The sequence below is a fragment of the Bradyrhizobium sp. 134 genome (assembly GCF_023074155.1).
In the GTDB taxonomy this organism is placed as follows: Bacteria; Pseudomonadota; Alphaproteobacteria; order Rhizobiales; family Xanthobacteraceae; genus Bradyrhizobium.
On record NZ_JADPKX010000040.1, the window covers coordinates 1 to 711 of the forward strand.

Annotated in this window: 1 protein-coding gene; it reads right to left on the reverse strand. The window is 61.2% G+C overall.

The features are described 5' to 3' along the window. A partial coding sequence (locus IVA75_RS14865; protein WP_247359360.1) for an IS66 family transposase occupies positions 1-711 on the reverse strand: 711 nt, incomplete at both ends.

Here is a 711-nt window from a genome sequence, read left to right on the forward strand (position 1 = left end):
TCGTCTCGAGTGTTTCGGCGATGTAGGCGGCCGGGTTGACGTCGTTGAGCTTGCAGGTGGCGACGATCGAGGCGAGCAAGGCCCAGTTTTCGGCTCCGACCTCATGACCGGCGAAGAGCGCATTTTTTCTGGTCAGGCAGACTGGCCGGATGGCGTTCTCGACAGGGTTGGTGTCGAGCTCGAGGCGCCCGTCTTCGAGGAAGCGGGTCAGACCTTGCCAGTGATTGAGCGCGTAGCGGATGTCCTCGGCGAGCGTCGAACCGCTGGAGATCATCGACAGCTGCTTCTCGAACCACATTTTCAAAGCGGCGACGAGAGCCAACGAATGCTCCTTTCGTGCGGCGAGCCGGATGTCCGGCGATGCACCGCGCACCATGGCTTCGATGGCGTAAAGCTGTGCGATGTGCCGAATGGCGGCCTCGGCGATCGGCGATTTGCTATTGCGGGCCAATTTGACGAAGCGTCGGCGCAAGTGGCTCCAGCAATGCACGAGCGTCCAAGGCCCTTGCAGTCGAGCGACTTCGGTCAGTCGATCATAACCGTCATAGGCATCGCATTGCAGGAAGCGTCCGCCAAAGCCATCTAGGAACTGCTCAGCGAAGGCACCGCTGCGACTGGGGGCATATCGGAACAGCACGATCGGCGGACTTGGGCCGCTGTGGCCGCGGTCGTCTGAGGCAATCGCCCAGAAGTAGCCTTTCTTCGTTTGGC